We start from the raw sequence: 21,298 nt of genomic DNA, 5'->3' as shown, positions 1-21,298 counted from the left end.
TCATCCCCGTCCCGCCCGGAAGATCGAGGGGAGCGAGACGACGCGCCGGTCCGACCGCCGGAAGATCCAGAAGGCGGCTCCCAGGACCAGCGCATTCGGCGTCCACAGGAGCAGGATCATCGCGGCCGGTGCCCTGGATTCCAGCGCACCGCCGATCGCCAGGAAGAAATAGAAGAAAAGGATCAATGCGATCGTGACCGCGAAAGCGGGGGATTTCCCCCGCGCCCGCTGGGAAAGCCCGAGCGGCAGTGCGAAAAGTCCGAAAGCGAGGCAGGAAGCGGCCAGCGCAAGACGCCGGTGAAAATGGTACCGGTAGGATGGGCCTCTACCCGTGTTCCCGAGCGCCGCGCTTGCCCTTGAGAGCTCGGGCAGGGTCATCCTCCTCGGATCCCCGGTGTCCGCGGCGCCGGCCACCCCGCCGGGGAGGCGGAAGTCCATCCGCCTGAATGCGGCTATCCGGTACGCGCCGGATGAAGCGTCCTCGTGGTGTATCGTGCCTTCCGAAAGGAATAGACCCGGCGGGCTTGTCCCGTTTTCCGGAAGGAATTCCCCTTCCTTCGCGAAGACCAGAAGGGGATCCTTCCCCGCTATCCGCTGGGAAAGCAGGACGCCGTTCATCTTCGTCCCGTCCGCGGAAACCCGGTCCGGGAAAAGGAGGACGTCGGGCGCGACCTCCTGGAAAATGTGCTCCACCGCACCCGCCCCGGCTTTCGTGGAAACGATCCTCACCAGGATTTCCTGCATTTGCCGCGTTCCCCAGGCGATGCCGTTCCAGCCGATGAAAAGGGAGGCCGCGAACGTTGCGACGCTGAGGAACAGCACCGGAAGCAGCATCCCGCGGATCCCGATGCCGGCGGTCCCGAACGCGGTCGTTTCGGAATCGGCCCCGAGCCTTCCCAGGGCAAGCAGGATGGCGAGGAGCAGGGCGGCAGGGAGCACGATTTCGAGGAACATGGGAAACAGGGAGAGGAGCAGCCTTCCGACGAGGGGAAAGGGGACGCTCTTGGCGATCACCAGGTCGGCGAGCCGCGAAAACCGATGCAAAAGGAGGATGAGGGAGAACGTGAACAGGCCGATAAGGAACGGGCCGAGGGACTCGGCCAGGATATATTTATGCACGATTTTCATTTTGCGCAGCGTTCCGCAAACGCCGGAATCCGGTTATAGTATCATAACTTTTACCGAAGGAAGGGAGCGTGCTGTGTCACCGGTAAAGGAGACATCAGGATGATCGTTGTGAACGGCTCCTCCGCTTTTTCGCCCGCCGGGGGGACCGCCGTGACCATAGGAAATTTCGACGGCGTCCACCTTGGGCACCAGGAACTGCTCCGGCGGACTGTCGCGCGGGCCGCAGCGCTGGAATTGCAATCCGTGGCGGTGACGTTTTCGCCCCACCCCGTGCGGTTCTTCGCGCCGAATGCCCGCTTCTACGAGATCACCTCCCTTGAGGAAAAGTCCGGGCTGATCGCCTCGTTCGGCATGGACGCGCTCGTCGTGGAAACTTTCACGGGGGAAGTGGGACGCATGTGGCCGGAGGAATTCGCCCGCGAGATCCTTGCGCGCCGGCTTTGTGCGCGCCATGTGACCGTCGGCTACGATTTCACCTTCGGGAGAAACCGAACGGGAACGCCGGTATCGCTCGGCCTGATCGGGCGGGAACTGGGCTTCGACGTCGAAGTAGTGTCTCCGCTGGTCAGGGGAGGACTGATCGTCAGCTCCACGCGGATACGGGATCTCCTGCTCGCCGGGAGGGTGAGGGAAGCTGAAGAGTTGCTGCGCCGCCCCTACAGGATTTCCGGACCCGTGATCGCGGGAGCGGGACGCGGCAGGAAACTGGGATTCCCGACCGCCAACATCCAGTTCCGCCAGGACCTGATCCCGCTTCCCGGCGTGTACGTCGTGGACGCGGAAGTCCGCGGTGTCCGCCGCCGGGCGGTCGCGAACGTGGGGTTCAACCCGACTTTCGGGGAGAATTCGCTGGGCGTGGAGGTCCACCTGTTCGATTTCGACGAAGACCTTTACGGAGAGGAAATCGCCATCCATTTCCGGGACCGGATACGGGACGAAAAGAAATTCAAGAGCGTGGAAGAGCTGGTCAGGCAGATCAAAAGGGATGTCGAGTACGCGCGGGGGGCGAAAATTCCGGCGAAGAGGGGATTCGGCAAGAGAGAGCAGAATCCCAAGGCTGCGGGCGGGACGGCATGACGAAGAAACGATCTTGTCTCCTCATACTGTTATGCGTGGCCTTTTTCATCGGCGGGTGCTCGCGTGGAGGCGGTACCTCCCCCGGTGCAACGGGAGGCCCCGCATCGCAGCAGGAGTTCGTAAAGGCTGTCGAGCGGGCGGTTCCGTCCGTCGTAAACATTCGTACGGTAATGGCATTTCCGCGCGCGAAGATGATCGGCCCCCGGGCGGACCGCCAGAGGATGCAGGATCCGCTCACCGGCGGGATGGAGGAAAACGGGGGAGGTGCTGAAAATTCCCTCGGCTCGGGAGTGATCGTCGCGGAGGACGGTTTGATCGTGACCAACGAACACGTCATCCGCGATGCCGACGAGATCATCGTCCGGTTGTGGAACAGGACCGAATACCCCGCCAAGGTCGTGGGCGCCGACGTCCGCACGGATGTCGCGCTCCTGCGGATCCAGCCGTCGGGCAAGCTTCCCGTCGCGGCGCTGGGCGATTCCACAAGGCTGAAAGTGGGAGAATGGGCCATTGCCGTGGGCAACCCCTTCGGCCTGGAGAGCACCGTCACCGTGGGTGTGATCAGCGCCACGGGGAGAACCGATCTCGGAGTGGAGCCGACCGACGATTTCATCCAGACGGATGCATCGATCAACCCCGGCAACTCCGGAGGACCCCTTCTCAACACTCGCGGGGAGGTGGTCGGGATCAACACCGCCATGGTGAGCGCCGGGCAGGGGATCGGATTCGCCATCCCCATCCATACCGTCATGGCGGTGGAGCAGGAACTGGCGCGGAACGGAGCCGTGCGCCGCGGGTGGCTGGGTATCGGTATCCAGGCGCTGACCCCGGAACTGGCCGAGTCGTTCGGGGCCAAGGGGGAAAAGGGGATTCTCGTCAACCGGGTCGTCCCCCGGAGTCCCGCCGAAAAGGGAGGGCTTAGGGGAGGCGACATAATCACCTCCTTTGGAGGGAAGCCCGTCGCCGGCGTGAAGGAGTTCCAGAAACAGGTCGCCTCCGCCGTTCCGGGAAGCTCCGTCGCGATGGAAATCCTGAGGGGAGGAAAGCGCGCCCGCGTCGAGCTTGGCGTGGTCGAGATGGATGGGATGGAGGCCAGGCGCGGTCCCCGGAAAGCGCCGGTGGACGCGTGGGGACTCGCCGTGGAGAAAGTTCCCTCCAGGGCGCTACGGGAGCTCGGTATCGAGGGAGGGGTGGAGGTCGACTTCGTGGATCCGTCGGGGGCGGCGTGGCAGGGAGGAATCCGCGAGGGCGACATCCTCATGCGGATCAACCGTGACCCCCTGTTGACCCCGGACGCCTACAGGAAGGCGCTGGCGGGCGTTCCGCGGGGAAACATGGCGTCCGTCCTGCTTTTGCGGGAAGGATCCCGGATGTACGTCGCGTTCCGGGTGCGTTGAGCAATGCAGGATCGGACGGGGCCGTACGGTCCCGGGGAGGTAGCCGATGGGAGTCGTCAGGGATCCTGAAGTGGCCCGGCGCATCGCGCGGGCGGTGGTCTCCGACATCGCGCTCTACAACGCTAAGAAGGTGGAAGAGGGGATCGCGAAGGACACCCTGTTCGACCTGTTGCGGGACGAGATCGAAGAAGGAAGGACCTATTACAACAACCGGATCGATCCGGAGATCGCGCGCAGCGCCAACTATTTCAACGAGGCGCTGATCGATGTCCTCGTCAAGCCCATGGGCCGCTTTCCCTCCAGGGCCTGGTAGGCGTGCGGATCCTGCTTCCGGCGGCGACTGCGCATTGACGGCAGGCCGTCGCATCGCCGTCCCGCCCGACAAGGCGGGGGAGCGGCTGGACCGTTTCCTCGCGGAGGCCCTGCCGGACCTTTCCCGCTCCCGCATACAGCAGTTGATCGTGGAAGGGCACGTCCTTGTCGGAAGCGCCCCCGCGCGCGCATCGTTCAGACTCAAAGGGAACGAAGAAGTGACCGTGGACGTGCCGCCTCCGCGCCCCGCCGATCTCGCCCCGGAAGATCTCCCCTTGCGGATCCTTTTCCAGGACGACCACCTGATCGTCGTGGAAAAACCCTCGGGAATGGTGGTGCATCCGGCGCCGGGACATGCAGGCGGGACGCTGGTGAACGCGCTTCTGGCCTGTACCGGGCGCCTTTCGGGGATCGGCGGGGTCGCGCGTCCGGGTATCGTCCATCGACTCGACCGGGACACCTCCGGGATTCTCGTAGCTGCCAAGACCGACGAAGCCCACGCCAGGCTCTCGGCGCAATTTTCAACTCACAGGGAGGTGGACCGGAGGTACCACGGAATCGTCCGCGGCAGGCCGAAGCGGCCGGAGGGGAAGGTGGAGACCCGGATCGGACGCCATCCGGCGCACAGAAAGAAGATGGCGGTCCTCCCCGAAGGAGGCAGGCAGGCGGTAACCCGTTACCGCGTCGTCGAGTCGTTCGGGTCCTTCTCCCTCGTGGAGTTCCGGCTTGCGACGGGCCGCACCCACCAGGTGCGCGTCCACTGCGCCCACCTCTCGTGCCCGATCGTGGGCGACGAAGTCTACGGGGGCGGCCGGAAGGTCGCTCTCTCGAAAGGGCGGTCCGCGCCGACCGTGACGCTCGACCGGTTCTTCCTCCACGCGTTCCACCTGGGATTCGTACATCCCGTCACCGGGGAACGGATGGAGTTCACCGTCCCGGATCCGCCGGAGTTCGCCGCGTTCCGCGCCGCCGTCCTCGAGGCGAACGAATGATCCCCCCTATTGCGTTTAGACCGGACGGAAGGCGCTGCGCCTCCGGGGCTCCCCCGTCGCGCGTCGCCTTGGCTTCCCCTGCCCATTCGTTTTACGTGCCCATCGGGTATCTCCCAGTGGTCGGCCATGCTGCTATGTATGCCAAGCTTCGCATCCCTTGTTGGGTGGGTTCCACTACAGACGGTGTCGCCTGCGGCTCCCGCGAGGGGGACCCCTTCGGCTTACGCGCCTTCCGTCCTGCCATCGTGAGCGGGGGGAGGCGCCGATGATTCCTTTCTTCGTTCAGTCGCCGCTGCTGAGGACGGTCCGGGGCGTTTATCACGCGTTTCCGGGGATCGATCCGGTGCACGGGAGGAAGTTGCACGACCAGTTGCGGCAGGCGTTCTCCGTGCCCCCCTCCCGCGTGGGGACGCTGAGGCAGGTGCATTCCGCGACCGTGTTGGAGATGGCGGAGACGGACGCGGACGTTCCCGGGCGCCGCTGGCGCGAAGGCGACGCCCTCTGGACGGCGGCACAGGGGACCGGCGTCGGCGTGCGGACAGCCGACTGCGTTCCGGTCCTCCTCGCTCACCGGACCCTGCCGGTCTGCGCTGCGATCCATGCGGGATGGCGGGGCATGGCGGCCGGCGTGATCGGGGAAACGGTGCGACGCATCGCCGCCGGGTTCGGGCCGGGCGCGGTCGCGGGGCTCGTGGCTGCGGCGGGGCCGTCGGCCAAATCGTGCTGCTACGAGGTCGGGGAGGATGCGGCGGGTCCGTTGCGGGAATGCCCCGGCGGCGGGTTGCGCCTCAATAAGGGAAGGACTCCTGGGAAGTGGCGCGCGGACCTTCAACTCCTTGCGGCGGATGCGCTCCTTGCGGCCGGCATTCCGCCTGAAAACGTCGAAACGGCCGGTCCCTGCACGATCTGCTCCCCCCGCTTCCATTCCTTCCGGAGAGAAAAGTCCTTGACCGGCAGGCAGCTTAGTTTTATCTATAAATGGGATTTCGCCGAACGCATCCAATCCATACCGGGACAGGACATCATATGAGCGCTTCCGAGACCCGCCTGCGTATCGAGAACGAGATACTCGCGCGCCAGGAAAAGAAATATTCGGAGGAGGAGCAGGCCAACCACCTGATGAACCTCCTCATGGAGAGCTATCCTCTTCTCTCCGCCACGATCATCGCGCTGGAGCCGGAGGGCAAAGGGATATCGGTCTTCGGCCAGCGTGGCCTCTCGGGGCATTTCATCAAGGAGATGTACGCGCGGAAGGACCATCCGCTCATCGCAGCGGCGCTCAAAGGGGAAGTGGAGGTATCCGGGAGCGACGGGCGGGTGAAGGACCCCGGCTTCCGCCTCGAGCACGAATACAAGGTGCTGTACGCCGTGCCGTGCCGCCTCCAGGGGGAAACGCTGGGAGTTTTCATCGCCGATTCCATGCACCCCGACCTGCTGACGCAGGACATCAGGCATGACTTCCTTGCCTACGCGCGGCTGTCAACCCTGTTTCTTGCCCTGCGGAACCTGCGGGGCAAGGTCTCCCGGGTTCCCGACGTGGACATGGTGACCGGCCTGTTCACCTTCAAGTATTTCCACGAGGTGCTCCACCGGGAAATGACCCGTGGGAAAAAGTTCGGCCATTCGACGGGCCTGATGTTCCTCAAGGTCCGCAATTTGAGGGAGATGAACGAGGTTTACGGCCACGTTACCGCAGACAATGCGCTGGCCGAAGCGGCGGCGAGGATCCGGGCCTCCCTGCGCGACGTGGACTACGTTTCCCGTTCGGGAGGGAACATCTACGTCGTGATGCCGGGGATGACCAAGGCCGACGCGCAGAAGACGGCCGCTAAGATCGTCGAGGGGATGAACTCCTCCCCCGTGGGGAAAGGCGACATCTTCCTTAAGCTTGCGATCGGGATCGCGGCGTACCCCAAGGACGGCGACACGGAGCGCGTGCTGATTCCACACGTGGAATCGATGGTCCACGAATCGATGCGAAAGGGCGGGAACGCCGTGTCCGTATACAAGGAATAGCGCATTCGCCCTCCTTATTTCCCTTGACACGGTGAAACCCGCGGGCGGAAAATGAATCGTACCTGCAGCGAGAGTACCTGCCGGAGCTTTTCAAACCGATAATCGTCTGTGGTAGGGCATATCTTCGATGAACACCCAATTATCCGGGAGAACGTGCATGAACCTGAAAGAATTGAAAGGAATGCGGATCGGCGAATTGACCGAGATCGCGAAGAACCTCAACGTCGACGGAGCGGCGGGGCTCAAGAAACAGGAGCTGATCTTCGCCATACTCCAGGCGCAGACCGACCAGGAGGTCATCGTCTCAGGCGAGGGCACGCTGGAAGTGCTCCCCGACGGCTACGGTTTCTTAAGGTCCCCCGATTCGAACTACCTTCCCGGTCCCGACGACATCTACGTCTCTCCCTCGCAGATCCGCCGGTTCGGGCTTCGCACCGGGGACACCATCAGCGGGCAGATCCGGGCACCCAAGGGAGAGGAGCGGTACTTCGCTCTCCTCAAGGTGGAGAAGATAAACACCGAGGACCCCGAAACCAGCAAGGACAAGATCCTCTTCGACAACCTGACCCCTCTCTACCCGCAGGAAAAATTCACGATGGAGTATGCCCACGACAACTACGCCACCCGGATCATCGACCTGATCGATCCGATCGGCAAGGGGCAGCGGGCACTCATCACGTCGCCCCCCCGGGCGGGAAAAACTATCATCCTTCAGAACATCGCCAACGCGCTTGCGAAGAACCACCCCGAGGTCGTGCTCATCGTCCTCCTCATCGACGAGCGGCCCGAGGAGGTCACCGACATGCAGCGCAGCGTGAAGGGGGAGGTCATCTCCTCCACCTTCGACGAGCCCGCGCAGCGGCACGTGCAGGTGGCGGAGATGGTGCTGGAGAAGGCCAAGCGCCTGGTCGAGCACAAGAAGGACGTAGTGATCCTGCTCGACAGCATCACCCGGCTGGCGCGCGCCTACAACGCCGTCGTCCCGCCGTCCGGCAAGGTGCTATCCGGCGGCGTCGACGCGAACGCCCTGCAGAAGCCGAAGCGGTTCTTCGGGGCCGCGCGGAACATCGAGGAAGGCGGATCTCTCACCATCATCGCGACGGCGCTCATCGAGACCGGCAGCCGGATGGACGAGGTGATCTTCGAGGAGTTCAAGGGAACCGGCAACATGGAGCTCGTCCTCGACCGGAAGATCTCCGAGAAGCGGATCTTCCCGGCGATAGACATCAACAAGTCCGGCACCCGGAAGGAGGAACTGCTGCTCGAGAAGGCGATCCTCCAGCGGGTGTGGATCCTGCGGAAGTTCCTCTCACCGCTGTCGCCGGCGGAGAGCATGGAGTTCCTGCTGGACAAGATTTCCAAGACGAAGACGAACAAGGAATTCTTCGATTCGATGAATTCATGATCCGGTGAGAGGAGAAAGAACGGGATGAAGGAGAAAATCCATCCGAAATACGTGACGTCTACGGTCAAGTGCGCCTGCGGGAACGCCTTCGAAACGATGTCGAACATGGAGGAAATCAAGGTGGCCATCTGCTCCAACTGCCACCCGTTCTTTACGGGAAAGCAGAAGCTCATCGATACCGCCGGACGCATCGAGAAGTTCCACAAGAAGTACGACAAGAAGAAGTAGGACCGTTCAAGGGGCCCGCGGTCTCCCACACGTGAACGTCATCCTGCTGCAGTGCACTCCCGAGCCCGAACGGCTGGTGGCTCTCGCGGCGCGGCTGTGCTATTCCCCGGCGACGCTTGCGGATCTCCAGGAAGACGTCTCCCGGAAGGACGTTCGAAAGCTCGTCCGCCGCGTGCTTTCCATGGGGCACGCCTCCGTCCTTGAGCACGTGGTGTTCACCTACGGAGTAGAGGGGATTTCCCGCGCGACCTCCCATCAACTGGTGCGCCACCGTATAGCCTCCTATTCCCAGCAGAGCCAGCGGTACGTCTCGGCGCGCTTCGGCTACGTGACGCCGGAGACCGTCGCATCGGCGCCGTTGCATGGGAAATTCGAGAAGCACATGAAAGGGAGTGCGGCGCTTTACGAGGAGCTGGTCAAGGCCGGCGTGCCCGCCGAGGACGCGCGGTTCGTGCTTCCCAACGCCACGGAGACGAAGATCCTGATCACGATGAACGCCAGGGAGCTGCACCATTTCTTCGCGCTGCGCCTCTGCCGGCGCGCGCAGTGGGAGATCCGGGAGATGGCAAGGCGGATGCTTGCGATCGCGTGCGAAAGGGCGCCTCTGCTCTTCGAATCGTCGGGGCCGGGGTGCGTGCGAGGGCGCTGCCCGGAGGGGAAGATGACGTGCGGCGATCCGTCGGGTGTCCGTGGCGAGATCGCGGCTTTGAAGGCTGCATCCCGATGATCCATATGGAACCCGGAGAATTGGTGTTGGGAGGCCAGGCGGTCATCGAGGGCGTGATGATGAAAGGGCCGGAGCGGTTCTCCGTCGCGGTGCGGAAGGCCAGCGGGGAGATCCGCGTGAAGGATTTCCCGATCACCGTCAGTCCCGCGCGGTTAGCCATGTCGAAGATGCCGCTTCTGCGCGGCATCGTGACGATGGCTGCGATGCTCGTCATCGGCTACCGGGCCCTGCAATACTCGGCGGACGAGGCGATCGAGGACGCGGAAGAGGCCGATCGGAAGGGAAAAGGTCTTCCGCCCGCGGAGGAGAAACCGGAAGCGGATGCGATAATGAAATCGGAAGCGGTAACCGAAGCAGCCGGGAAGAAAGACGGTAACACGCTCGCCATGGCCGGCGCGCTCGCATTGGCGCTGCTTTTGGGGATCACCCTCTTTTTCTGGCTTCCGCTGCTGGCGACCCGTGGGCTCGCGGCGCTTGTGCCCGCTCTCTCCGGGCGCGTGGCGTTCAACCTGGTCGACGGGGTCCTGCGCCTGCTGGCGTTCGTCGGCTACATCCTGGCGATATCGACGATGAAGGACATACGGCGCATATTCCAGTATCATGGCGCGGAGCACAAGGTGGTCAACGCCTATGAGGGAAAGGCAGTCCTGTCCCCGGAGGCGGTCGCGCCGTATTGCAACCTGCACCCGCGCTGCGGAACGAGCTTCCTTCTCTTCGTGATGGCGGTCAGCATCGTGGTCTTCTCCATGATCCCTCATGAAAGCTCCCTGGCGGTCAAGGCGGGAATGCGCCTTGTCCTGCTGCCCGCGATAGCCGGGATTTCCTACGAAGCGCTCCGGCTCACCGCCCGAAAGGCCGAGTCCCCGTTTTTCCGCGCGATCATCGCCCCCGGCCTTCTCCTTCAGCGGCTGACCACCCGCGAGCCGGACCTCTCCCAGATCGAGGTGGCGATCGCTTCCTTCCGGCGCGTCGTTCCCGGCGGGGGAAGGGAGGCGGGCCTTGTGGAATAAGCTGGAAACCGTCTGCGGACGGGTCCCCGAGCTGGAACGGCTCCTGACGGACCCGGCTGTCGTGGGAAATCAGCGGGAGAGGCAGAAGATAGGACGGGAACTCGCGGAGCTGCGGCCGCTCGCAGAGGCATACGCGCGGTATCGGAAGATCGGGCAGGAGCTGGAAGAGAACCGGCAGCTCATGGAGACGGAGAACGACCCGGATATGCGGGCGATGGCCCGCGACGAGGTCGCCAAGCTCATGCAGGAGCAGGAAACGCTGGCGGCCGAAATCCGCATCCTGCTCCTCCCCAAGGACCCCAACGACGAAAAGAACATCCTGATAGAGATCCGGGCCGGCGCGGGAGGAGAAGAAGCGGCGCTCTTCGCCACGGAGCTGTTCCGCGCCTACTCGATGTACGCCGCGCTGAAAGGGTGGAAGGTCGAGCCCATGTCGCACAGCGAGACGGGGCTCGGCGGCACGAAGGAAGTGATCGCCATGATCGAGGGGAAGGGAGCCTACAGCCGCCTCAAATTCGAGAGCGGCGTACACCGCGTGCAGCGGGTTCCGGCCACCGAGTCGGGCGGGCGGATCCACACCTCCACGGTCACCGTCGCCGTGATGCCGGAGGCCGAAGAGGTGGATGTGCAGGTCAACCAGGAAGACTTGCGGATCGACGTGTTCCGCTCCTCGGGCCCGGGCGGGCAGAGCGTAAACACGACCGATTCGGCGGTGCGCATCACACACGTCCCGACGGGGCTGGTGGTCCAGTGCCAGGACGAGAAATCGCAGCTCAAGAACAAATCGAAAGCGCTCAAGATCCTCCGGTCGCGGCTCTACGATCTCGAAATGGAGAAGCAGCGCGCCGGGCGCGCCGACCTGCGCCGCTCCCAGGTGGGGACGGGGGACCGCAGCGAGCGGATCCGCACCTACAACTTCCCGCAGAACCGCGTGACCGACCACCGCATCGGCCTGACGGTCCACCAGCTCGCGCAGGTGCTGGACGGGGGATTCGACCCGTTCATCGACGCGCTGGTCGGCAACGCCCAGGTCGAAGCCCTCAAGAGCGCGGGATGACCGGTGAAACGTATATCCGATGAAGGGGATGCGATAACGGAGATTCATAACACGGCCTGAAACGATTCCCGGGGGGACGACCGAACCGTCGTCGGGTGCCATGGTTTCCATCGAAAACCTCATCAAGGAAAACGTAAAGCTCTTTTCTCCTCCGGCGATCGCCGTAAGGATACTGGATGCCGTCAAGAAGGAAGAGGGCTCGTTCCGCGAGCTATCCGGCATCATCGAGGCCGACCCGGCGCTGTCCGCCCGCGTCCTGAAAATCGCCAACTCGTCGTTCTATGCCCTGCCGTACAAGGTCGACAGCATCGACAAGGCGCTCCAGATCGTAGGCATAGAGACCCTGAAAAACACCGCCCTTTCCTTCGTCATCACGGGAAAGATGAAGGGCCACGAAGAGGGAAGCTTCGATTTCGATTTCTTCTGGAAGAGGTCGATAACGGCGGCGGTGGGCGCCGACCTCATCGCGTCCCTTATCAACCGGAAAACGGACGAAACGTTCGTCACCGCCCTCCTCCAGGACATCGGCATCGTCATAATGTATTTCGGCAGGAGCAACGAGTACCTGAGGGTCCTCGACGAAAAGAAATCGAGCGGAAGGCCCATCGAGATCGTCGAGAAGGAGATCTTCGGTTTCGACCACCAGGAACTCGGCTCGGAAGCGTTGAAGGAGTGGGGTCTTTCCGAAAACATCTACATGCCGATCCGGTATCACCATTTCGACGGAGCGGCCCCCGAAGATTTCAGCGTACAGGCGGACATACTTCTTCTTTCCGACTGGGTGTCGTCGGTCTACCACGGCTCGAAAAGCACAGAAAAGCTCCGGTCCATAAGGGAAATCCTCGGCAGGAAGTACGGGAAGTCCAGCGACGAGGTCGATGCGCTCGTGGACTCGGCCGCCGAAGGGACCATAGAGATCCTGTCGTCCTTCGAAATCGACCCCGGAGAGATGAAGCCTTTTTCGCAGATCATGCAGGAGGCGAACGAAGAGCTCAGCAGGATGAACCTTTCCTACGAACAGCTTGTCGTGGAATTGAAGCAGGCGAAGGAAACGGCCGAGAAGCTGGCGAACGAGCTGAAGGACGCAAACGACAAGCTGAGGGAGATGGCGTTCCGGGACGGCCTTACGAACCTTTACAACCGGAGGTATTTCCAGGAATTGATGGAGCTGGAGCTCGATCGGTCCAACCGGTACAAACGCCAGTTCTCGTTCATCATGTTCGACATAGACCATTTCAAGAAGGTCAACGACACGTTCGGCCATTCCGCGGGGGATGCGGTCATCAGGGAGATTGCGTCGTTGGCCAACCGGATGACGAGGGATACCGACATGGTGGCCCGTTACGGCGGCGAAGAGTTCGCGGTCATCCTGCCCGAGACCGACATGAGGGGCGCCCTGGTTCTTGCCGAGAGGCTGAGAATCGCCATCGAGAAACTGGAGGTGCCGTGGGATGGATCGGCCCTCAGGGCAACCGTCAGCCTGGGTGTGACGACCTGCACCCCTGAATCCGGGATCAATGACACGGCGATTATCATCGATGCCGCCGACAAGGCGCTGTACAATTCCAAGGCGGCGGGACGGAACAAGGTCGGTTTCGTCGGCCTGTCGGGCAGTTGATTCGACCCGGCGCAGGTCCACCTGTTCTTTCCCCGGCGCGGATTGCGGTTGAAACGTGAAACTGTCCGCATTGCTCGACCTGTGCCGGAGGGAACTTGCGGCGGCGGGGATCGACCGCCGCGCGGAGGCGGAGATCCTCGTTTCGGCGATGGCCGGCGTGCCGCGGTCGCGGCTTTTCGCGGAAGGGGGCCGGGAAGCGGGAGACCTTGCGGGCGCGCTGCGGGCGTGGATCGCTCGCCGCGCCGCGGGGGAGCCGATCCAGTACATCCTGGGAGCGTGGGAGTTTTATGGCAGGGAATTCCGCCTGACCCGCGACACGCTGATCCCGAGACCCGAGACGGAAGGCTTGGTCGAGCGTGTCGTCGATTCCCTTCGGGGGAGGGGACGCGACGGCGCGCTTTGCCTCGACGTCGGGACCGGCAGCGGAGCGATCGCGGTCACGCTCGCCGCGGAGCTTCCCGCGGCAAGGGTGGTGGCGGTGGACATATCCGCGGGAGCGCTTCGCGCGGCGCGGGATAACGCCGTGCGGCACGGGGTCTCGCGCCGCGTCCGTATACTGCGCGCGGACGCATATTCCGCCTTGAAATGTGGAAACCGATTTGATGTAGTGGTCTCCAACCCGCCGTACATTCCCGAAGGAGAGTGGGATTCCCTGCCCGCGGAAGTGCGGGGCTTCGAGCCTCCCGCGGCGCTCCTGGCGGGGGCCGACGGGCTGGACATGCTGCGTCGTCTCGCGGCCGGCGCAAGTGAAATGCTCGCCCCCGGCGGCGAGCTCTGGTGCGAGATCGGCGAGTCGCAGGGGGAAGCCGTCCGGCGGCTTCCTTCCCGCGGCATGCGATTCGTGGACGTGTACCGGGACCTCGCGGGCCGGGAGCGTATCGCACGCTGGGAAAAAGCGGGCTGAAAGGCATACGCGAAATGGACATCTTCGTAATCCAGGGAGGAAACAGGCTGTCGGGGACGGTAAACGTCTCCGGCTCGAAGAACGCGGTCCTCCCCCTCATGGCAGCTTCGCTGCTCGCGGACGGCCCCATGGAGATCGTCGGCGCGCCGCGCCTGCGGGACATCGCGACCCTCGGCAAGGTCCTCGGCCACATGGGAGCCGCGGTGGAGAGGATCGACGCGGGAGCGGACGGCCGTGAGACGGTGCGGATCGACCCGCGAAATGTCGAGAAGGCCGAGGCCCCTTACGATCTCGTCAAGACCATGCGCGCCTCGGTGCTCGTCCTCGGCCCTCTGGCGGCGCGTCACGGCATGGCCCGGATTTCCCTTCCCGGCGGCTGCGCGATCGGCGCGCGTCCCATCGACCAGCACCTGAAAGGGCTGGAGCTGCTCGGCGCCCGTACGACGCTCGCGGAAGGCTACGTCGAGGTGGACGCGGCGAAGCTGAAAGGCGCGACCGTTTATTTCGACATGAAGACCGTCACCGGCACCGAGAACCTCATGATGGCGGCCACGCTGGCGAAGGGGACGACCCTGCTGAAAAACGCCGCCCGGGAGCCGGAAGTCTGCGACCTTGCGAAGGCCTTGCGGGCGATGGGCGCGGACATCGAAGGAGAGGGGACGGACGAGATCGCGGTGCGGGGGGTGGCGTCGCTGCGAGGCATCCGGCACGAGGTTGTCGCCGACCGGATCGAGGCCTCGACGCTGCTGCTGGCAGGCGCGATCACCGGAGGGGACGTTACGGTCGCAGGAGCAGACGCTTCCCTCCTGGACGCTGTCCTCACGAAGCTGCAGGAGAGCGGAGCGGAGATCTCCGTTTCCCCCGGATCCGTCCGGGTCCGCAGGGAAAGGCCGATCCGGTCTATCAACATAGAGACCTCCCCCTATCCCGGGTTCCCCACCGACGTGCAGGCGCAGTTCATGGCGTACCTGTGCCTCGGCGACGGGTTCAGCATAGTGCGCGAAACGATCTTCGAGAACCGGTTCATGCACGTGGCCGAATTGCGCCGGATGGGAGCGAAGATCGACGTTTCCGGCAACACCGCGGCCGTCAAGGGAGTGCCCGAGCTTTCCGGCGCACCGCTGATGGCGACCGACCTGCGCGCCTCCGCCTCGCTTGTGCTGGCGGGGCTGGCGGCGAAGGGGACGACGGAAGTGCTGCGCATTTACCACCTCGACCGAGGGTACGAAGCGCTTGAGGACAAGCTTTCCTCACTCGGCGCCCGGATCGCCCGGGTGAAGGAGTAGCCCACATTTTTCACCAGGCTTCTGCTGCTGCGGCGGATACAGGCGACGTCCATGGATGGACAAGTGCCGCGGGAGCCATGGATGGCGGGAGCGGCCATGTCTACTGCGTTGCGCTCGGTCGGGCTCCTCGACGTAGTGTAAACTACGTCTGCGGGGCCCTCGGTCGCGACGCCTTGTAGCCTTACCCGTCTCCACCGCCTCGCGACGAACCCTGGTGAAAAAAGTGGGCTGGGAGGAAACACGTGCACTGGGTGAAATCCGGAACGGCCGCATTCCGCAAAAGCCTTGAGGACACCCGCAACCGGGGCGCCGTGGATTCGGCCAAGGTGTCCGCGGCGGTGGCGGAGATGATCTCGCGGGTACATAAGGAGGGCGACGCGGCGCTCGCGGAGTACACCCTTCGATTCGACGGGTTCGACCCGCGCAAAAAAGGGTTCGCCGTGTCCGCCAAAGAGATCGATGCCGCATGGAGGCGGACGCCGAAGGCCCTCAAGGAATCCCTTTCCTTCGCGGCAGGGCGCATCGAGGCGTTCCATGCCCACCAGGCGCAGTCGGGCTACACGGCCGAGATCCCCGGGGCGATCCTGGGACAGCGGGTGATCCCGGTCTCCCGCGCAGGTGTATATGTCCCCGGCGGCAAGGCGGCCTACCCGTCGACGCTTCTTATGAATTCCATCCCTGCGCGCGTCGCGGGAGTACGCCAGGTGATCGTCGCATGCCCCGCGCCGGGCGGAAAAATCCCCGACGTCGTCCTCGCCGCCGCGCGCATAGCGGGAGTATCTGCCGTCTACCGCCTCGGCGGCGCACAGGCGATCGCGGCGCTTGCATACGGCACGGAATCGGTTCCGAAAGTGGATGTCGTCGCGGGTCCGGGAAACGCCTACGTGACCGAAGCGAAGCGCCAGGTGTACGGCATCGTCGGCATCGACATGCTGGCGGGGCCGAGCGAGCTTGCCGTGCTGGCGGACGGCTCAGCCAAACCGTCGTACGTCGCCGCGGACCTCCTTTCGCAGGCGGAGCACGACGAGGACGCCTTCGTCGCGCTGGTGACCGATTCCGCCGCCCTTTCGCGGAAGGTGGAGGCGGAAATCCTCCGGCAGGCCGGGCGGCTTCCGCGGAGGAAAATCCTCGATGCTTCCCTTTCGCGCGCCAGGGGCTTTCTCGTCCGCGGATTGAAGGAAGGGATCGAGACGATCAACGCCATCGCGCCCGAACATTTGAGCATTATGGTGGAAAACCCGTGGAGCGCGCTCGAAGGTGTGCGAAACGCGGGCACCGCGTTCCTCGGTCCCTATTCCCCCGTTGCGGTGGGTGATTACGTGGCAGGAATCAACCACACGCTTCCGACCGGCGGGGCGGCGGCCTTTTCCTCCCCCCTCGGAGTGGGTAACTTCCTCAAGCGGATGAATGTGGTATCATATCAAATTCGCGCCCTTACGGCCGATGCGCCGCATGTCGCGCGACTCGCCGGGAAGGAGGGCCTCGCTGCCCACGCGCAGGCCGTCCGGGAACGGATCGACAAGGAGGCGTGACGCGGATGCCCAGGGAAGCGACGATTTCCCGCCGGACGAAGGAAACCGACATCGCCCTGTCCCTCAGGCTCGAAGGGGAGGGCGCATCGAAGATATCCACGACCGTGGCCTTCCTGGACCACATGCTTGCTCTCTTTTCCCGCCACGGCTTCTTCGATCTCGATGTGAGCGCCAAGGGGGACACCGAGGTCGATTTCCACCACCTGGTGGAGGATGTCGGCATCTGCCTCGGGGAGGCATTCCGAAAAAGCCTGGGGAACATGACGGGCATCGCACGTTACGCATTCGCGAGCGTCCCCATGATCGAGTCGCTTGCCGATGTAAGCGTCGACGTCTCCGCGCGCCCGCACCTGGTGTTCCACTGCCCGTTGAAGAGCGACAAGGTCGGATCTTTCGACGTGGAGCTGGTGGAAGAGTTCCTGCGCGCCTTTTCCCAGTCCTCGGGAACCTGCATACACGTGAACGTCCCCTACGGGAGCAACGCCCACCACACGATCGAGGCCGTTTTCAAGGCGCTGGCGCGCGCGATGGCGGACGCCGTGCGTATCGATCCGCGGGTTAAGGGGGTCCCTTCCACCAAGGGCGTTCTCGGATGAGCGGGACGGGGTCCATCGGCGTCGTCGATTACGGGATGGGAAACCTTCGCAGCGTCAGCAAGGCGCTGGAGTCGCTCGGGTTCCCTACGCTCGTAAGCGGCGATGCAAGGGAACTTTCCCGTTGCCGTGGCGTCGTCCTGCCCGGAGTGGGCGCCTTCCGCGACTGCATGGATAACTTGTCGAGGCAGGGGCTGCTTCCCTTCCTTTCCGACGCGCTCGCGGACGGCAGGCCCTTCCTCGGGATCTGCCTGGGGCAGCAACTCCTCTTTTCCGAAAGCGAGGAGTTCGGGAGGCACGAAGGGATCGGTTTCTTCCCCGGTCAAGTGGTTCGATTTCCCGCAAGGCCTGCGGGCGCCGGAGGGGCGGCCTTGAAGGTTCCGCACATGGGATGGAACCGCGTGGAGTTTTCGGGGGATCACCCGATGCTCCGCGGCATCCCTTCGGGGTCGTACTTCTACTTCGTACACTCCTACTACGTTATGCCGGACGATGCCGCCATCGTCGCATGCAGGACATCCTACGGAGTCGAGTTCGCATCCGGCGTGGGGAAGGGGAACCTGCTCGCGGTCCAGTTCCATCCGGAGAAAAGCCAGGTGGCCGGGCTCGCTCTCCTCTCCAACTTCGGCCGGCTTTGCCGTGAAGCCGCGTAAGGAGGACCCATGCCCTTCGAAGTGATTCCGGCCATCGATATCCAGGGAGGCAAGGCGGTCCGGCTGCGCCAGGGGCGCGCGGAGGAATCCACGGTATTCGCGGACTCTCCGCTGGATGTGGCGAAACGGTTTGCCGCGGCCGGCGCGCCCCGTCTCCACGTCGTGGACCTCGACGGGGCGTTCACGGGGAAGCCGGTCAACTTCGACATCATCCGGCGAATCTGCGCCGCCGTGGAGGTCCCGGTGCAGGTGGGCGGGGGGGTGAGGAATTTCCACATCGCCTCCCGGTACTTCGCCGCCGGAGTGGCGCGAATCATCCTTGGAACCTCGGCAGTCCGCAACCCCGAAGAGGTCCTGCGAATCACAAAGGCATATCCGGGGAAGACGGCGGCGTCGATCGACGCACGGGACGGGAAAGCGGCGATACGGGGATGGGTCGAGGTGACGGGAGTGGACGCGGCGGACCTAGCCCGGCAGTTGGAGGGAGGCGGGGTATCCTGCTTCATCTACACCGACATCTCACGCGACGGCATGATGTCCGGCCCCAATTTCCCGAGCATCGGCGCCTTCGCGAAAGGGATCGCCACCCCGGTGATCGCCTCCGGCGGCGTCACCACGCTGGCGGACGTGGAGGCGCTTGCGGCGATGGAGGGCGAAGGGGTCTGCGGCGCGATTATCGGGAGGGCGCTATATGACGGGTCGATCTTGCTGAAGGACGCGCTGCGGCTCGAACGCAGGTAAAGGATAGCGGAGATGCTCGCCAAGCGGATCATACCCTGCCTCGACGTCAAGGACGGCCGTGTCGTCAAGGGGGTGAATTTCGTGAACCTGCGCGACGCGGGCGACCCCGTGGAAGTCGCCCGCAGGTACGACGAGGAAGAGGCCGACGAGCTCGTTTTCCTGGACATAACCGCTTCCCACGAGCGCCGGGACATCATCATCGACGTCGTGCGCCGGACTGCGGAGCAGGTATTCATGCCGCTGACGGTAGGCGGCGGGGTGCGCACGATCGAAGACATACGGAACCTTCTGTCCGCGGGCGCCGACAAGGTATCGATCAATACCGCGGCGGTCGCGGATCCCGACTTCGTGAGGCGCGCGGCCGAGAGGTTCGGCAGCCAGTGCACCGTGGTCGCGATCGACGCGCGGGCGATCCCGGGACGGCCCGGCGCATGGGAGGTTTACACGCACGGGGGGCGACGTCCAACGGGGATCGACGCGATCGATTGGGCGGCCCGCATGGAAGAGCTGGGATCGGGGGAAATCCTGCTGACCAGCATGGACCGGGACGGAACACGGGACGGCTACGACATTCCGCTTACGCGTGCCGTCTCGGACCGCGTCGGGATTCCCGTGATCGCCTCCGGGGGAGTCGGAAACCTGGAACACCTGGCGGAAGGGTTGACGGCGGGGTGCGCGGATGCCGTGCTGGCGGCGTCCATCTTCCATTACGCGGAATTCACGGTGGGCGAGGCGAAGGAATACCTGAGGCAACGCGGGGTGCCTGTGCGGGCAAGCGCCCGGGGGACGATCTTCTCGCCGGCGCATGATGCAGGTGGCTCGGCGCCGCGGCCGGCGGCGGGAGGAGGGAAATGACGGCGGACGAATTGATCGCCATGATCAAGTTCGACGGGCGGGGGCTTGTGCCCGTGGTGACGCAGGAGGTTTCCGACGGCGTGGTTCTAATGGTCGCCTGGGCGAACGACGACGCCATCAGGAACACATTTGCGACGGGGCACGCCACATATTGGAGCCGGTCGCGCAGCTCCCTCTGGATCAAGGGAGAGACATCCGGACACTTCCAGAACGTGGAGGAAGTGCGGTACGATTGCGATGTGGATACGCTCCTATACCGCGTGCGGCAGGAGGGGCCCGCATGCCATACGGGAGAGCGCACATGTTTTTATCGAAGCGCCTGGCGGCGCCAAGGGGGATGACGATGGCCGACGATTGCATCTTTTGCAGGATCGTGCGGAAGGAGGTTCCTTCCCAGCCGATATTCGAGGACCACGATCTGATCGCCGTCCCGGACATCCAGCCTGCCGCGCCGGTTCACGTGCTGATCATTCCCAAGGAGCACATGGTCAACCTGAACGACGTGGGGAAGAACGACGTGGGGGTTCTCGGTAAAATGCTCCGGCTTTCGGCGAAGATCGCCAACGAGAAGGGAATCGCGGAGTCGGGATACAGGGTCGTCATAAACAACGGGGAGGACGGCGGACAGGTGGTTCCCCACCTGCACCTCCACCTGCTCGGAGGCAAGCCGTTGAACCACAAGATGGGTTGATCCCGCCGGGAAACGGAGGCAAGCCGAACGGATGAAACATAACCGGTATTTCGAGGACAAGGTACAAAGCCTTGGATTCGCGGACGCGGAGGGCGACGCGACCGTCGGCGTGATAGAGCCCGGGGAATACGCGTTCGGCACCTCCAGGCAGGAACGGATGAAGGTGGTCTCGGGCGTGCTCTGGTACCTGGTCCCGGGGAAATCATGGCTTTCGGCGGGCGCCGGTGAAGCGTTCGATGTGCCTGCCGGGGTGACCTTCGAGGTCAAGGCGGAAGGCTACGTAAGCTATCTCTGCCGTTACCTTTAACCCGCATGGCTTCGAAAAATCAGGTGAATCCATTCCTTGACTTCAGGGAAAATGGGTTTATAATATTGAAATTTTCGGCATTTCGCTGGCAAGGGAAGGGGTGATCACTCTATGCCGGGCGTCCGCGTAAAGGAAGAGGAGCCCTTCGAAAGCGTACTGAAACGGTTCAAGAAACAATGCGAGAAAGCCGGGATCCTGTCGGAGATCCGCAAGCGGGAGCATTACGAAAAACCCAGCGTCAAGCGGAAGAAGAAGGCATTGGCGGCAAGGAAGCGCGCGCTGAAGAAAATGAAGAAGATGAGCCGGTGACGGATGGGACTGAAAGATACGTTGCATAAAGACATGCAGAAAGCGGCCAAGGAGAGGAATTCCTTGGCCCTTTCTACTTTGCGTATGGCGCTGGCCGAGATCAAGAACAAGGAGATCGAGGCGCGCGGGGAACTTCCCGACGACACGATACTTAAGGCCCTGGCGTCGATGGTCAAGCGGCGCAGGGAATCGATCGAACTGTTCATGAAAGGGAACCGGTCCGATCTCGCGGAGAAGGAGCAGGGCGAGATCGCCGTGCTCGAGGCGTATCTCCCGAAGGGGCTTTCCGAAGCGGAGATCGAAGCCTTGGTGCGCGAGGCGATCGCGGCCGCAGGCGCCAAGGCCCCGTCTGACATGGGCCGCGTCATGAAAGAGCTGATGCCGAAAGTGGCGGGCCGCGCCGACGGCAAGGCGGTAAACGAAATCGTCCGCCGCCTGCTGGCAGGCTGAGCCGGTTGCA

25 protein-coding genes are annotated in these 21,298 nt (G+C 63.7%); 24 read left to right on the top strand and 1 reads right to left on the bottom strand.

What is annotated here, in order from left to right:
* Positions 1-1,128, bottom strand: a complete 1,128-nt coding sequence (locus HY896_11935; GenBank protein ID MBI5577057.1) for an LptF/LptG family permease — start codon at positions 1,126-1,128, stop codon at positions 1-3.
* Between the two features lie 99 nt (positions 1,129-1,227).
* On the opposite strand from HY896_11935, the gene HY896_11930 reads away from it, so the two are divergent.
* The 24 genes from HY896_11930 (at position 1,228) to HY896_11815 (ending at position 21,288) form a co-directional block, all read left to right on the top strand.
* Positions 1,228-2,205 (top strand): bifunctional riboflavin kinase/FAD synthetase, encoded by a 978-nt coding sequence (locus tag HY896_11930; protein MBI5577056.1) that lies wholly within the window; start codon positions 1,228-1,230, stop codon positions 2,203-2,205.
* Entirely contained in the window at positions 2,202-3,602 is a 1,401-nt protein-coding gene (locus HY896_11925; GenBank protein MBI5577055.1) for a Do family serine endopeptidase, read from the top strand. Before HY896_11930 ends, HY896_11925 begins: the two co-directional genes overlap by 4 nt.
* A 46-nt stretch (positions 3,603-3,648) precedes the next feature.
* Positions 3,649-3,915, top strand: a complete 267-nt coding sequence (locus tag HY896_11920) for a hypothetical protein (GenBank protein MBI5577054.1) — start codon at positions 3,649-3,651, stop codon at positions 3,913-3,915.
* Positions 3,869-4,906 carry an RluA family pseudouridine synthase gene (locus tag HY896_11915; protein ID MBI5577053.1) on the top strand — a complete coding sequence of 346 codons (1,038 nt, stop codon included), beginning with the start codon at positions 3,869-3,871 and terminating at the stop codon, positions 4,904-4,906. The genes HY896_11920 and HY896_11915 overlap by 47 nt, the downstream gene beginning before the upstream one ends.
* 265 nt (positions 4,907-5,171) lie before the next feature.
* Complete coding sequence (locus tag HY896_11910; protein MBI5577052.1) at positions 5,172-5,936, top strand: polyphenol oxidase family protein; 765 nt, start codon at positions 5,172-5,174, stop codon at positions 5,934-5,936.
* Complete coding sequence (locus HY896_11905; protein MBI5577051.1) at positions 5,933-6,922, top strand: diguanylate cyclase; 990 nt, start codon at positions 5,933-5,935, stop codon at positions 6,920-6,922. Before HY896_11910 ends, HY896_11905 begins: the two co-directional genes overlap by 4 nt.
* A gap of 157 nt (positions 6,923-7,079) precedes the next feature.
* A complete protein-coding gene (gene rho / locus HY896_11900) occupies positions 7,080-8,327 on the top strand; it encodes a transcription termination factor Rho (protein MBI5577050.1) in 1,248 nt (415 codons plus the stop codon).
* Positions 8,328-8,351: 24 nt separating this feature from the next.
* On the top strand, positions 8,352-8,555 hold the full coding sequence (rpmE, locus tag HY896_11895) for a 50S ribosomal protein L31 (GenBank protein MBI5577049.1): 204 nt from the start codon (positions 8,352-8,354) through the stop codon (positions 8,553-8,555).
* A 31-nt stretch (positions 8,556-8,586) separates the two neighbouring features.
* Positions 8,587-9,282, top strand: a complete 696-nt coding sequence (locus tag HY896_11890; protein MBI5577048.1) for an FAD-dependent thymidylate synthase — start codon at positions 8,587-8,589, stop codon at positions 9,280-9,282.
* Between the two features lie 5 nt (positions 9,283-9,287).
* Positions 9,288-10,292, top strand: a complete 1,005-nt coding sequence (locus HY896_11885; protein MBI5577047.1) for a DUF1385 domain-containing protein — start codon at positions 9,288-9,290, stop codon at positions 10,290-10,292.
* Positions 10,282-11,349 carry a peptide chain release factor 1 gene (prfA, locus tag HY896_11880; protein ID MBI5577046.1) on the top strand — a complete coding sequence of 356 codons (1,068 nt, stop codon included), beginning with the start codon at positions 10,282-10,284 and terminating at the stop codon, positions 11,347-11,349. Before HY896_11885 ends, prfA begins: the two co-directional genes overlap by 11 nt.
* A gap of 100 nt (positions 11,350-11,449) precedes the next feature.
* On the top strand, positions 11,450-12,967 hold the full coding sequence (locus HY896_11875) for a diguanylate cyclase (protein MBI5577045.1): 1,518 nt from the start codon (positions 11,450-11,452) through the stop codon (positions 12,965-12,967).
* A 55-nt stretch (positions 12,968-13,022) separates the two neighbouring features.
* A complete protein-coding gene (gene prmC, locus HY896_11870; protein ID MBI5577044.1) occupies positions 13,023-13,871 on the top strand; it encodes a peptide chain release factor N(5)-glutamine methyltransferase in 849 nt (282 codons plus the stop codon).
* A gap of 14 nt (positions 13,872-13,885) precedes the next feature.
* A complete protein-coding gene (gene murA, locus HY896_11865) occupies positions 13,886-15,157 on the top strand; it encodes a UDP-N-acetylglucosamine 1-carboxyvinyltransferase (GenBank protein ID MBI5577043.1) in 1,272 nt (423 codons plus the stop codon).
* 347 nt (positions 15,158-15,504) lie between these two features.
* The gene (gene hisD, locus HY896_11860) at positions 15,505-16,689 is read left to right on the top strand and encodes a histidinol dehydrogenase (GenBank protein MBI5577042.1); all 1,185 of its coding nucleotides are present in this window, start codon (positions 15,505-15,507) and stop codon (positions 16,687-16,689) included.
* A gap of 5 nt (positions 16,690-16,694) precedes the next feature.
* Positions 16,695-17,285, top strand: a complete 591-nt coding sequence (hisB, locus tag HY896_11855; GenBank protein MBI5577041.1) for an imidazoleglycerol-phosphate dehydratase HisB — start codon at positions 16,695-16,697, stop codon at positions 17,283-17,285.
* Positions 17,282-17,935 (top strand): imidazole glycerol phosphate synthase subunit HisH, encoded by a 654-nt coding sequence (gene hisH / locus HY896_11850; GenBank protein ID MBI5577040.1) that lies wholly within the window; start codon positions 17,282-17,284, stop codon positions 17,933-17,935. The genes hisB and hisH overlap by 4 nt, the downstream gene beginning before the upstream one ends.
* Before the next feature lie 9 nt (positions 17,936-17,944).
* A complete protein-coding gene (gene hisA, locus HY896_11845) occupies positions 17,945-18,676 on the top strand; it encodes a 1-(5-phosphoribosyl)-5-[(5-phosphoribosylamino)methylideneamino]imidazole-4-carboxamide isomerase (protein ID MBI5577039.1) in 732 nt (243 codons plus the stop codon).
* 12 nt (positions 18,677-18,688) lie between these two features.
* Positions 18,689-19,531 (top strand): imidazole glycerol phosphate synthase subunit HisF, encoded by an 843-nt coding sequence (gene hisF / locus HY896_11840; GenBank protein MBI5577038.1) that lies wholly within the window; start codon positions 18,689-18,691, stop codon positions 19,529-19,531.
* The gene (hisI, locus tag HY896_11835) at positions 19,528-19,872 is read left to right on the top strand and encodes a phosphoribosyl-AMP cyclohydrolase (GenBank protein ID MBI5577037.1); all 345 of its coding nucleotides are present in this window, start codon (positions 19,528-19,530) and stop codon (positions 19,870-19,872) included. The genes hisF and hisI overlap by 4 nt, the downstream gene beginning before the upstream one ends.
* A gap of 2 nt (positions 19,873-19,874) precedes the next feature.
* Positions 19,875-20,222, top strand: a complete 348-nt coding sequence (locus tag HY896_11830; GenBank protein ID MBI5577036.1) for a histidine triad nucleotide-binding protein — start codon at positions 19,875-19,877, stop codon at positions 20,220-20,222.
* A 31-nt stretch (positions 20,223-20,253) separates the two neighbouring features.
* Positions 20,254-20,529 (top strand): pyrimidine/purine nucleoside phosphorylase, encoded by a 276-nt coding sequence (locus tag HY896_11825; GenBank protein MBI5577035.1) that lies wholly within the window; start codon positions 20,254-20,256, stop codon positions 20,527-20,529.
* A gap of 111 nt (positions 20,530-20,640) precedes the next feature.
* Positions 20,641-20,838: a 30S ribosomal protein S21 gene (locus HY896_11820; GenBank protein MBI5577034.1), complete on the top strand. Its 198-nt coding sequence runs from the start codon at positions 20,641-20,643 to the stop codon at positions 20,836-20,838.
* A 3-nt stretch (positions 20,839-20,841) separates the two neighbouring features.
* Complete coding sequence (locus tag HY896_11815; protein MBI5577033.1) at positions 20,842-21,288, top strand: GatB/YqeY domain-containing protein; 447 nt, start codon at positions 20,842-20,844, stop codon at positions 21,286-21,288.
* Positions 21,289-21,298 lie beyond the last annotated feature (10 nt).

This window comes from Deltaproteobacteria bacterium (genome assembly GCA_016218975.1).
Classification (GTDB): domain Bacteria; phylum Desulfobacterota; class Deferrimicrobia; order Deferrimicrobiales; family Deferrimicrobiaceae; genus JAENIX01.
This window is presented reverse-complemented; position numbering and strand designations above follow the sequence as displayed.

Excerpts from the sequence above, each read along its gene's own strand:
- HY896_11935 (MBI5577057.1), bottom strand. The coding sequence starts at position 1,128 with ATGAAAATCGTGCATAAATATATCCTGGCCGAGTCCCTCGGCCCGTTC.
- HY896_11930 (MBI5577056.1), top strand. The coding sequence starts at position 1,228 with ATGATCGTTGTGAACGGCTCCTCCGCTTTTTCGCCCGCCGGGGGGACC.
- HY896_11925 (MBI5577055.1), top strand. The coding sequence starts at position 2,202 with ATGACGAAGAAACGATCTTGTCTCCTCATACTGTTATGCGTGGCCTTT.
- HY896_11920 (MBI5577054.1), top strand. The coding sequence starts at position 3,649 with ATGGGAGTCGTCAGGGATCCTGAAGTGGCCCGGCGCATCGCGCGGGCG.
- HY896_11915 (MBI5577053.1), top strand. The coding sequence starts at position 3,869 with ATGTCCTCGTCAAGCCCATGGGCCGCTTTCCCTCCAGGGCCTGGTAGG.
- HY896_11910 (MBI5577052.1), top strand. The coding sequence starts at position 5,172 with ATGATTCCTTTCTTCGTTCAGTCGCCGCTGCTGAGGACGGTCCGGGGC.
- HY896_11905 (MBI5577051.1), top strand. The coding sequence starts at position 5,933 with ATGAGCGCTTCCGAGACCCGCCTGCGTATCGAGAACGAGATACTCGCG.
- rho (MBI5577050.1), top strand. The coding sequence starts at position 7,080 with ATGAACCTGAAAGAATTGAAAGGAATGCGGATCGGCGAATTGACCGAG.
- rpmE (MBI5577049.1), top strand. The coding sequence starts at position 8,352 with ATGAAGGAGAAAATCCATCCGAAATACGTGACGTCTACGGTCAAGTGC.
- HY896_11885 (MBI5577047.1), top strand. The coding sequence starts at position 9,288 with ATGGAACCCGGAGAATTGGTGTTGGGAGGCCAGGCGGTCATCGAGGGC.
- HY896_11875 (MBI5577045.1), top strand. The coding sequence starts at position 11,450 with ATGGTTTCCATCGAAAACCTCATCAAGGAAAACGTAAAGCTCTTTTCT.
- murA (MBI5577043.1), top strand. The coding sequence starts at position 13,886 with ATGGACATCTTCGTAATCCAGGGAGGAAACAGGCTGTCGGGGACGGTA.
- hisD (MBI5577042.1), top strand. The coding sequence starts at position 15,505 with ATGATCTCGCGGGTACATAAGGAGGGCGACGCGGCGCTCGCGGAGTAC.
- hisB (MBI5577041.1), top strand. The coding sequence starts at position 16,695 with ATGCCCAGGGAAGCGACGATTTCCCGCCGGACGAAGGAAACCGACATC.
- hisH (MBI5577040.1), top strand. The coding sequence starts at position 17,282 with ATGAGCGGGACGGGGTCCATCGGCGTCGTCGATTACGGGATGGGAAAC.
- hisA (MBI5577039.1), top strand. The coding sequence starts at position 17,945 with ATGCCCTTCGAAGTGATTCCGGCCATCGATATCCAGGGAGGCAAGGCG.
- hisF (MBI5577038.1), top strand. The coding sequence starts at position 18,689 with ATGCTCGCCAAGCGGATCATACCCTGCCTCGACGTCAAGGACGGCCGT.
- hisI (MBI5577037.1), top strand. The coding sequence starts at position 19,528 with ATGACGGCGGACGAATTGATCGCCATGATCAAGTTCGACGGGCGGGGG.
- HY896_11830 (MBI5577036.1), top strand. The coding sequence starts at position 19,875 with ATGGCCGACGATTGCATCTTTTGCAGGATCGTGCGGAAGGAGGTTCCT.
- HY896_11825 (MBI5577035.1), top strand. The coding sequence starts at position 20,254 with ATGAAACATAACCGGTATTTCGAGGACAAGGTACAAAGCCTTGGATTC.
- HY896_11820 (MBI5577034.1), top strand. The coding sequence starts at position 20,641 with ATGCCGGGCGTCCGCGTAAAGGAAGAGGAGCCCTTCGAAAGCGTACTG.
- HY896_11815 (MBI5577033.1), top strand. The coding sequence starts at position 20,842 with ATGGGACTGAAAGATACGTTGCATAAAGACATGCAGAAAGCGGCCAAG.